General features: G+C 63.2%; 9 protein-coding genes. 7 read left to right on the plus strand and 2 right to left on the minus strand.

Going from position 1 to position 9,538, the window contains the following annotated elements; all coding sequences use genetic code 11:
• Positions 1–75 precede the first annotated feature (75 nt).
• Complete coding sequence (locus YH3_RS10950) at positions 76–822, minus strand: GTP pyrophosphokinase family protein (RefSeq protein ID WP_064443342.1); 747 nt, start codon at positions 820–822, stop codon at positions 76–78.
• 48 nt (positions 823–870) lie between these two features.
• Positions 871–1,470 carry a TetR/AcrR family transcriptional regulator gene (locus tag YH3_RS10955; RefSeq protein ID WP_003941968.1) on the minus strand — a complete coding sequence of 200 codons (600 nt, stop codon included), beginning with the start codon at positions 1,468–1,470 and terminating at the stop codon, positions 871–873.
• A 98-nt stretch (positions 1,471–1,568) separates the two neighbouring features.
• On the opposite strand from YH3_RS10955, the gene YH3_RS10960 reads away from it, so the two are divergent.
• From YH3_RS10960 to YH3_RS10990, 7 genes are read left to right on the plus strand one after another with little or no spacing between them, the layout of a single operon-like run.
• Positions 1,569–3,158: a carboxyl transferase domain-containing protein gene (locus YH3_RS10960; RefSeq protein ID WP_042453308.1), complete on the plus strand. Its 1,590-nt coding sequence runs from the start codon at positions 1,569–1,571 to the stop codon at positions 3,156–3,158.
• Positions 3,159–3,163: 5 nt separating this feature from the next.
• Positions 3,164–5,203 (plus strand): acetyl/propionyl/methylcrotonyl-CoA carboxylase subunit alpha, encoded by a 2,040-nt coding sequence (locus tag YH3_RS10965; RefSeq protein ID WP_007730189.1) that lies wholly within the window; start codon positions 3,164–3,166, stop codon positions 5,201–5,203.
• Complete coding sequence (locus YH3_RS10970; RefSeq protein ID WP_007730190.1) at positions 5,203–6,366, plus strand: acyl-CoA dehydrogenase family protein; 1,164 nt, start codon at positions 5,203–5,205, stop codon at positions 6,364–6,366. Before YH3_RS10965 ends, YH3_RS10970 begins: the two co-directional genes overlap by 1 nt.
• On the plus strand, positions 6,363–6,851 hold the full coding sequence (locus tag YH3_RS10975; protein ID WP_003942078.1) for a MaoC family dehydratase: 489 nt from the start codon (positions 6,363–6,365) through the stop codon (positions 6,849–6,851). Before YH3_RS10970 ends, YH3_RS10975 begins: the two co-directional genes overlap by 4 nt.
• Entirely contained in the window at positions 6,848–7,675 is an 828-nt protein-coding gene (locus YH3_RS10980; RefSeq protein WP_003942031.1) for a CoA ester lyase, read from the plus strand. The genes YH3_RS10975 and YH3_RS10980 overlap by 4 nt, the downstream gene beginning before the upstream one ends.
• Before the next feature lie 3 nt (positions 7,676–7,678).
• On the plus strand, positions 7,679–8,434 hold the full coding sequence (locus tag YH3_RS10985; protein ID WP_007730192.1) for a CoA transferase subunit A: 756 nt from the start codon (positions 7,679–7,681) through the stop codon (positions 8,432–8,434).
• Between the two features lie 41 nt (positions 8,435–8,475).
• Entirely contained in the window at positions 8,476–9,081 is a 606-nt protein-coding gene (locus tag YH3_RS10990; RefSeq protein WP_039973146.1) for a 3-oxoacid CoA-transferase subunit B, read from the plus strand.
• Positions 9,082–9,538: the final 457 nt, after the last annotated feature.

A 9,538-nucleotide genomic window follows, 5' to 3' on the forward strand; every position in this document is an offset into this window, starting at 1 on the left:
CAGTTGTGAGCGAACGGCACTCTCGTCGCCTCAGATGCGCCGAAAGGCGCGTTCGCTCAGGGCAGGGGACCGAATTCAGAGCGCCCGTCGCTGAAGATGCAGCGCCTCGAGGAACTGCGCCGGCAGATCCTGCTCGAGGATTTCGTCGTCAGGATGCGGTAGCGCTTTGATTTTGGCGAACTCGTCGTTGAGTCGTTCCATCTTGACATCGAGACGGTGTGCCGCGGCAGCAGCCTCGGTGAGTTCGTCGAGGAGTTCGACGGGAACCTCGCGGTTGTACTTGTAATAGATCTTGTGCTCGAGGCTCGCCCAGAAATCCATCGCGATCGTGCGGATCTGAAGTTCGATCGGTACGTGCCTGACGCGGTCACTCATGAAAACCGGGACCTCGACGATCAAGTGCAAGCTCTTGTAGCCGTTGGGTTTCGGATCGGCGATGTAGTCCTCGCGCTCGATCACCCGAAGGTCCGTCTGGCTGGTGAGCATCTCGGCGATTCGGTACGTGTCGGAAATGAAGCTGCAGGTGATACGTACTCCAGCGATGTCGAAGATGTTCTTCGAGATGTCGTCGATCGTCAGCGGGACGTTCAGGCGTTGAGCCTTTCGCAGGATGCTGTCCGGTGACTTGACTCGTGACGTGACGTGTTCGATGGGGCTGTACTGATTGATGTGAGTGAACTCGTCCTTGAGGATGTTCACCTTGGTCATCAGTTCGGAGATTCCGAATTGGTACAACATCATGAAGCGGGAGAACTCGGTCCGCAGTTCGGCGAAATCGGCCCTGCTGACCCCACTGCTGTCTTCCACGTCCGGCACCCTCATCTGTTAGCTGGTGTAACCAGTCTGCCACCGATTGTGCCGTGTCCGGTTTCAGTGGGTGCGCAGTGCGGCGAGCGTCATATCCCGCAGGACGCGACGCGCGCGTGCCGGCGAAGCGGGGTTGGCGCTGTGAGGGGTCGAGTTGATCAGACCGAAGGTGGCATGCGCTTTGATTCGTGCGTCCGCCTGATCGAGTTGGGGATCGAGTTGCTCGAGGACTCCGACCCACACCTCGACGTACTTGCGCTGCGTCTGGCGTACCTGTCGACGCGCGTCGGCCGGCAGGCTTTCGAGGTCGCGGTCCTGGATGCGGATCAGGTCCGGCTCGCCGAGCGCGAAGTCGAGGTGGAACTCCACCAGTGCGTCGAGTGCGGCGCTCGGTGAGTCCGCTGCCTCCGCCGCCGCAGAGCCGCCTTCGTGCAGGCGCGTGCTGATGCCGACGAGAAGTTCCACGAGGACGGCGTCCTTGTTCGGAAAGTGCCGGTACACGGCCGGGCCGCTGATGCCGACGGCCGCGCCGAGGTCTTCGAGTCGCACACTCACGAATCCGCGCTCGGCGATCAACCGGGCGGCGGCGTCCAAGAGTTGACGTCGACGGTCGGCCTTCATCTGATCGCGTCGCGTCGGAGCTGCTACCTGCTCAGAGGTCATTCTCTCGATCTTTCTTCGCTTGTGTTCTGGACAACTCAGTTAATCATAGTTAATCTAGTTTCAGTTATCGAGCATTAACTCATGGCGAAGGCGGCGGGATGACTCCCAGTGGAATCACGCAAGGATCGGGCTACCGGTCCGATCACACCGTTCTGGTGGACGAACTGAAGAAGAAACTGGCGCAAGCAGCGCTGGGTGGCAACGAGCGCTCTCGCGAGCGTCACGTGAGCAGAGGGAAGTTGCTGCCGCGAGATCGCGTCGACTCGCTGCTCGACCAGGGCAGCCCGTTCCTCGAGTTGTCCCCACTGGCGGCCAACGGCCTGTACGACGACGAGTGCCCGGGCGCCGGCGTCATCACTGGTATCGGTCGTGTGTCGGGCCGCGAGTGCGTGATCGTTGCCAATGACGCAACGGTCAAGGGCGGCACGTACTACCCGATGACGGTGAAGAAGCACCTGCGCGCGCAGGAAGTTGCGCTGCAGAACAACCTTCCCTGCATCTACCTCGTCGACTCCGGCGGCGCCTTCCTGCCGCGCCAGGACGAGGTCTTCCCGGACCGTGAGCACTTCGGCCGGATCTTCTACAACCAGGCGACCATGAGCGCCAAGGGGATTCCCCAGATCGCCGCAGTTCTCGGTTCGTGCACCGCGGGAGGCGCCTACGTGCCCGCGATGAGCGACGAAGCAGTGATCGTCCGCAACCAGGGCACCATCTTCCTCGGCGGACCGCCGCTCGTGAAGGCTGCCACCGGTGAGATCGTGACGGCGGAAGAGCTCGGCGGCGGCGACCTGCACTCCAAGGTTTCCGGCGTCACCGACCACCTGGCCGAGGACGACCGCGACGCACTTCGGATCGTGCGCAACATCATTGCCACGCTCGGCCCCCGCTCCGAGCGCCCGTGGGACGTCATCTCCACGGTTCCGCCCGTCGCCGATCAGAGCGAGCTGTACGACGTCGTTCCGACTGATCCCCGTACTCCGTACGACGTGCACGAGGTCATCACCAAGCTCGTCGACGGTGGCGCGTTCCAGGAGTTCAAGGCTGAATACGGCAAGACGCTCGTCACCGGTTTCGCGCACATCGAGGGCCACCCGGTCGGCATCATCGCCAACAACGGCGTGCTCTTCGGCGAATCCGCCATGAAGGGAGCACATTTCATCGAACTGTGTGACAAGCGCAGTGTGCCGCTGCTGTTCCTGCAGAACATCGCAGGCTTCATGGTAGGACGCGACTACGAGGCCGGCGGCATCGCCAAGCATGGCGCCAAGATGGTCACGGCAGTCGCGTGTGCACGGGTCCCCAAGCTGACAGTCGTCATCGGCGGCTCGTACGGCGCCGGCAACTACTCCATGTGTGGACGCGCGTATTCACCTCGCTTCCTGTGGATGTGGCCGAACGCGCGCATCTCGGTCATGGGCGGCGAGCAGGCCGCGTCGGTGCTCTCGACGGTTCGTAGTGACCAGCTCGACAGCGCGGGTAATCCGTGGTCGGCCGAGGACGAAGAATCCTTCAAGGCGCCGATCCGCGAGCAGTACGAGGCTCAGGGCAATCCGTACTACTCCACTGCGCGGCTGTGGGATGACGGTGTCATCGATCCCGCAGATACCAGAACTGTTCTCGGCCTGGCCCTTTCGGTGTGCGCGAACGCGCCGATCGAGCCGGTCTCCTACGGCGTCTTCCGGATGTGAGCGAAATGACTGAGTTGCGCACTATCGATACTGTTCTCGTGGCCAACCGCGGTGAGATCGCGGTTCGCGTGATCCGCACGTTGCGTGAGTTGGGAATTCGCAGCGTCGCCGTCTACAGCGACGCCGACGCGAATGCTCGCCACGTCCGCGAGGCCGACACTGCCGTCAACATCGGACCGGCCGCGGCGCGTGAAAGCTACCTCGTCATCGACAAGGTCATCGACGCTGCCAAGTCCACCGGTGCTCAGGGTATTCACCCCGGTTACGGCTTCCTGTCGGAGAACTCGGCGTTCTCGGCTGCCTGTGCGGCTGCCGGAATCGCCTTCCTCGGTCCCTCCGAGCACGCCATCGAGGTGATGGGTGACAAGATCACCGCGAAGAACGCCGTTGCCGCGTTCGACGTACCGGTGGTCCCGGGTATCGCTCGCCCCAATCTGACCGACGAAGAACTGATCGCAGCGGCCGAGGACATCGGCTACCCGGTGTTGGTCAAGCCTTCGGCCGGCGGAGGCGGCAAGGGAATGCGTCTGGTCGAGGATCCGGCCAATCTGGCCGAGGCTCTTCGCAGTGCCCGCCGTGAGGCCGCGTCGTCGTTCGGCGACGACACCCTGTTCCTCGAGCGATTCGTCCTGCGGCCCCGGCACATCGAGGTCCAGGTTCTCGCCGACCAGCACGGCAACGTCGTTCACCTCGGTGAGCGCGAATGCAGCCTGCAGCGGCGTCATCAGAAGGTCATCGAAGAGGCTCCCTCGCCGCTGCTCGATCAGGTGACCCGTGACCGGATCGGCGCGGCAGCGTGCAACACCGCTCGAAGCGTCGATTACACCGGCGCCGGCACCGTGGAGTTCATCGTCTCCGCCGACAAGCCGGACGAGTTCTTCTTCATGGAGATGAACACCCGCCTCCAGGTCGAGCATCCCGTTACCGAAATGGTGACCGGACTGGATCTGGTCGAATGGCAGGTCCGTGTGGCAGCAGGGGAGAAGTTGGCCTTCTCCCAGAGTGACATCACGCTGACCGGGCACGCCATCGAAGCTCGTGTGTACGCGGAGGATCCGGGCCGTGGGTTCCTGCCGACGGGCGGCCGCGTCGTCGATCTGGTCGAGCCGTCAGGTTCCGGCGTGCGCGTCGATTCCGGACTGCTCGCGGGCACCGTCGTCGGCAGTGACTACGACCCGATGCTCAGCAAGGTCATCGCCCACGCTCCCGACCGCGCGGGCGCACTGCGCAAGCTCGATCGCGCACTCGGTGACACCGCAGTGCTCGGAGTCGTGACCAACATCGAATTCGCACGGTTCCTCCTCGCTGATCCGGATGTGATCGCGGGCAACCTCGACACCGGTCTGCTCGATCGTCGCGTCGAAGACTTTGTCGCAGCCGACGCCTCCGACGAGGTACTCATTGCTGCCGCGGCGTATCGCTGGCTCTCGCGGTGGACAACCTCGGAATGCGTTGATCCCTGGGATGTCCCGAGTGGGTGGCGCGTCGGAACTCCCGCTCCGACCAGCATCAGGCTCTCCGCCGGCACCCGAACGGCGCACGTTGCGATCGTCGGCGTTCCCGCGGATGCAAAGGTCGAGGTCGAAGGTTCACAGCCTCGCGCATTCAGCGCGACCCTGACGGGATCCGAACTGGCGGTGGTGATCGACGGACGTCGACGCACGTTTGTCGTCGCCGAGACCGATGGTGGTCTGTGGCTGGCAGGCGGCGGAACCTGGCACGTGCGCGAGGTTGCCGAAGTCAGCGTTCGCGGTGAGGACAAGCACGCCGGTGACGCCGAAATCGCCAGCCCCATGCCCGGTGCCGTCATCGCAGTCAACGTCGAGAACGGCGCGGCAGTGAGCGCGGGACAACCACTCGTCGTGGTCGAGGCCATGAAGATGGAGCACTCCTTGACGTCCCCGATCGACGGGATCGTGGAAGTGCTTGTCCGTCAGGGCGATCAGGTGATGGTGGATCAGGTTCTGGCCCGCGTGGTACCTGTCACGGACGAAGAGACTGCAGAAGTAAAGACCGAGAACACGACGCAGAAGGAAGACGCCTGATGTCCGATTACCTTGCCACCGGAGCGCTTCCGGACGAATACCAGCAGCTCGCCAAGACGGTTGCAGATTTCGCGAAGACCGTAGTGGCACCGGTTGCTGCCGAGCACGACGCCAACCACACCTTCCCGTACGAGGTAGTGGCCGGGATGGCCGACATGGGACTGTTCGGCCTGCCGTTTCCCGAGGAGTACGGCGGAATGGGCGGCGACTACTTCGCACTCTGCCTGGCGCTCGAAGAGCTGGGCAAGGTCGACCAGAGCGTCGCGATCACTCTCGAAGCTGGTGTGTCCCTTGGTGCCATGCCGATCTACCGTTTCGGTAACGAGGCACAGAAGCAGGAGTGGCTTCCGCAGCTCACCAGCGGCAAGTCGTTGGCTGCCTTCGGCCTGACCGAACCCGGTGCGGGTAGCGACGCCGGCGGAACCAAGACCACCGCGAAGTTCGACAGCGGTGAGTGGATCATCAACGGCAACAAGCAGTTCATCACCAACTCGGGCACCGACATCACCAAGCTCGTGACGGTCACCGCGGTCACGGGTGTCAAGGACGGCGGCAAGAAGGAGATCTCGACGATCCTCGTGCCGACCACGACGCCCGGCTTCACGGCCGAACCGGCGTACAACAAAGTCGGTTGGAACGCATCCGACACCCATCCGCTCACGTTCGCCGATGTTCGTGTCCCCGAAGAGAATCTGCTCGGTGAGCGCGGCCGCGGCTACGCGAACTTCCTGCGCATCCTCGACGAAGGCCGCATCGCCATCTCCGCGTTGAGCGTCGGTGCCGCCCAGGGCTGCGTCGACGAGTCGATCAAGTACGCCAAGGAGCGCGAGGCGTTCGGTCGCCCCATCGGACACAACCAGGCCATCGCGTTCAAGATCGCGCGTATGGAGGCTCGTGCCCACGTCGCACGTACCGCGTACTACGACGCGGCCGCACTCATGTTGTCGGGCAAGCCGTTCAAGAAGCAGGCGTCCATCGCCAAGCTGATTTCCTCCGAAGCTGCCATGGACAACGCCCGTGACGCCACGCAGATCCACGGCGGATACGGCTTCATGAACGAGTACGCCGTCGCGCGCCACTACCGTGACAGCAAGATCCTCGAAATCGGTGAGGGAACGACCGAGGTGCAGTTGATGCTCATCGCTCGTGAGGCAGGGCTGTGACGAACCCCAAGAAGATCACTCAGCGCGGGCTCTGGTTCGAGGAGTTCGAGGTCGGCGCGATCTACGAGCATCGCCCAGGCCGGACGGTGACCGAGGCTGACAACGTCCTGTTCACGACTTTGACCATGAACACGCAGGCGTTGCATCTCGATGCCGCGTACAGCGAGGACACTCAATTCGGTGTGCGGCTGGTCAATTCGATGTTCACCCTGTCGACCATCGTCGGCCTGTCCGTCGCGCAGTTGACGCAGGGCACCATCGTGGCGAACCTCGGTTTCTCCGAGATCAGCTTCCCGAAGCCGCTCTTTCACGGCGACACCTTGTATGCCGAGACGCTCATCGCGGACAAGCGCGAGTCGAAGAGCCGTCCAGGTGAAGGCATCGTGACGCTCGTGCACACCGGGCGCAACCAGCACGGTGACGTCGTCGCACTGGCCACGCGCAAGACACTGGTGCAACTGCGTCCGGCAGAGGTGTCCTCATGACGTGGACACCGCCGGGGCCGGCGTGGTTGTTCTGCCCGGCGGATCGTCCCGAGCGCTATGCGAAGGCCGCGGCTGTTGCCGACGTCGTGATCCTCGATCTCGAAGACGGTGTGGCTCCGGCCGACAAGGAAGCCGCACGTGCAGCCCTGATCGACACGCCTCTCGATCCGGAGCGGACGGTCGTGCGCGTCAATCCGGTCGGTACACCTGATCACGAACTCGATCTGATCGCGCTGGACGGCACACACTATTCGCGTCTCATGCTGTCCAAGTGCGAATCGGCCGAGGACGTCCTCTCGCTCGCACCGGCGGACGTGGTTGCGCTCGTCGAGTCCCCTCGAGGAGCCCTCGCCGTGGCCGACATCGCGCTTGCTGCGAACGCCATCGGTGTCATGTGGGGAGCCGAGGATCTTGTGGCCGGTCTCGGCGGTAATTCGAGCAGGCACCCGAACGGTTCGTACCGCGACGTTGCCAAGCATGTCCGATCGACGTCTCTCCTGGCCGCGAAGAGCTACGGCCGGTTGGCTGTCGATTCCGTTTACCTCGACATCAAGGACCTCGTCGGCCTCGGCGTCGAGTCCGCTGATGCCGTCGCAGTCGGCTTCGACGTGAAGGTTGCGATCCATCCGAGTCAGGTCGAGGTCATCCGCGGGGCCTTCGCACCTTCGGAAAAAGAGATCGACTGGGCCACACGAGTGCTTGCCGCGGTGTCTACTGAACGTGGTGTGTTCGCGTTCGAGGGCAAGATGGTCGACGCTCCCGTTCTCCGTCACGCCGAGAAGCTTCTTCACCGAGCCGGAATCTTTCAGCAGAAGGAGAACTAACGGATGAGCAAAGTCGTGAATACGGCAGCTGAGGCAGTTGCCGACATCGCGAGCGGATCCAGGCTCGCAGTGGGCGGCTTCGGGCTGTGCGGTATTCCCGACGCACTGATCGCGGCGATCGCCGACGGCGACGCCACCGATCTCGAGGTGTTCTCCAACAACTGCGGTGTCGACGACTACGGTCTCGGCATTCTGCTCGGCGCGCACCGGATCGCCAGGGTGACGGCGTCGTATGTGGGAGAGAACAAGGAGTTCGCCCGTCAGTATCTCGCCGGTGAGCTCGAAGTGGAGTTGACGCCGCAGGGGACGCTGGCCGAGCGGCTGCGAGCGGGCGGTACCGGCATTCCGGCGTTCTACACGCCGGCTGGCGTCGGCACCCCGATCGCCGAGGGCGGCTTGCCGTGGCGATACAACCCGGACGGTTCGATCGCCGTGGCGTCGCCACCGAAGGCGACGGCAGTGTTCGGTGGCCGCACGTATGTATTGGAAGAGGCGATCACCGCTGACTTCGCGCTCGTGCATGCGGACTACGGCGACACCGAAGGAAATCTCGTCTTCAACAAGACGGCGATGAACTTCAACCCGCTTGCTGCCATGGCCGGCCGGATCACCATCGCGCAGGTGGAGAACCTCGTCGAGCCGGGCGACATCGACCCCGCGCACGTGCACCTACCTGGAGTGTTCGTTGCGCGCGTCGTACACACAGGCCCACAGGAGAAGCGGATCGAGAAGCGGACCGTCTCAGGAGGCACCAAGTGACCAGCGCAGAGGAAACCCGTGTCGGTTGGACTCGCCACGAGATGGCCGCTCGCGCTGCCGCCGAGATGCGGCCGGGGGAGTACGTCAACCTCGGCATCGGCCTGCCGACTCTGATCCCCAGTTACCTGCCCGAGGGCGTCAAGGTGGTCCTCCACAGCGAGAACGGCATCCTCGGTACCGGACCGTATCCGACCGATGATCAGGTCGATGCCGACCTCATCAATGCCGGTAAAGAAACCGTCACCGTCAATTCAGGCGCCGCGTTCTTCGACTCGGCTCTCTCCTTCGGCATGATCCGCGGTGGTCACATCGACACCGCGGTGCTCGGCGGGATGCAGGTATCGAAGACCGGTGACCTTGCCAACTGGATGGTGCCGGGCAAGATGGTGAAGGGTATGGGCGGGGCGATGGACCTGGTCCACGGTGCCCGCCGCGTCATCGTCGTGATGGAGCACACCGACCGCGACGGCAATCCCAAGATCGTCGAGGCCTGCACGCTGCCGCTTACCGGTCAGAGCGTCGTCAACCGGATCATCACCGACCTGGCAGTGCTGGACGTCACCGCGGACGGGCTGCAGCTTGTGGAGCTGGCTCCAGGGGTCAGCAGCGAGCACCTGAAGAGTGTGACTGGTGTGGGCTTTTCCTGAAGCTTCGTACCGTAAATCGAAGAACGCGCCGACCGCTGGTCGGCGCGTTCTTTCGTCGGTCTGTCGGCGAGTACCGATAGTCTCGATCAGCGACTGTCGAATCTTGTTCGAGCTCAGACACCCAGTACCTGGCGGCCCTGTAAATTGTCCGAGGTGACTGATGTGGATTGGGGTGTAGATCGTCGGTTGCAATTGATTGTCCCAGGGGGAGAGGTATCGCGCGCCGCGTCTGAACGGTGCGTTTCGGCAATGCGATCGGGGGGTAGATGAGCTGGGCGATTTGTAACGAATTGCAACAAAACCGTCGATACACCGGGGTATGGATTTCTCTTGTCACCTATGTATCGGAGACAATGGGTGGTTCTGGCTCGTCGAGGTTGGATGAGGTCGGTAGCTGCTGCGAATCGGACGTTCGGCTCGCACGGGTGCGCAATGGTGTGGAAGAGAGGCTGTGGGC

The organism is Rhodococcus sp. YH3-3, from assembly GCF_001653035.1.
GTDB lineage: Bacteria > Actinomycetota > Actinomycetes > Mycobacteriales > Mycobacteriaceae > Rhodococcus_F > Rhodococcus_F qingshengii.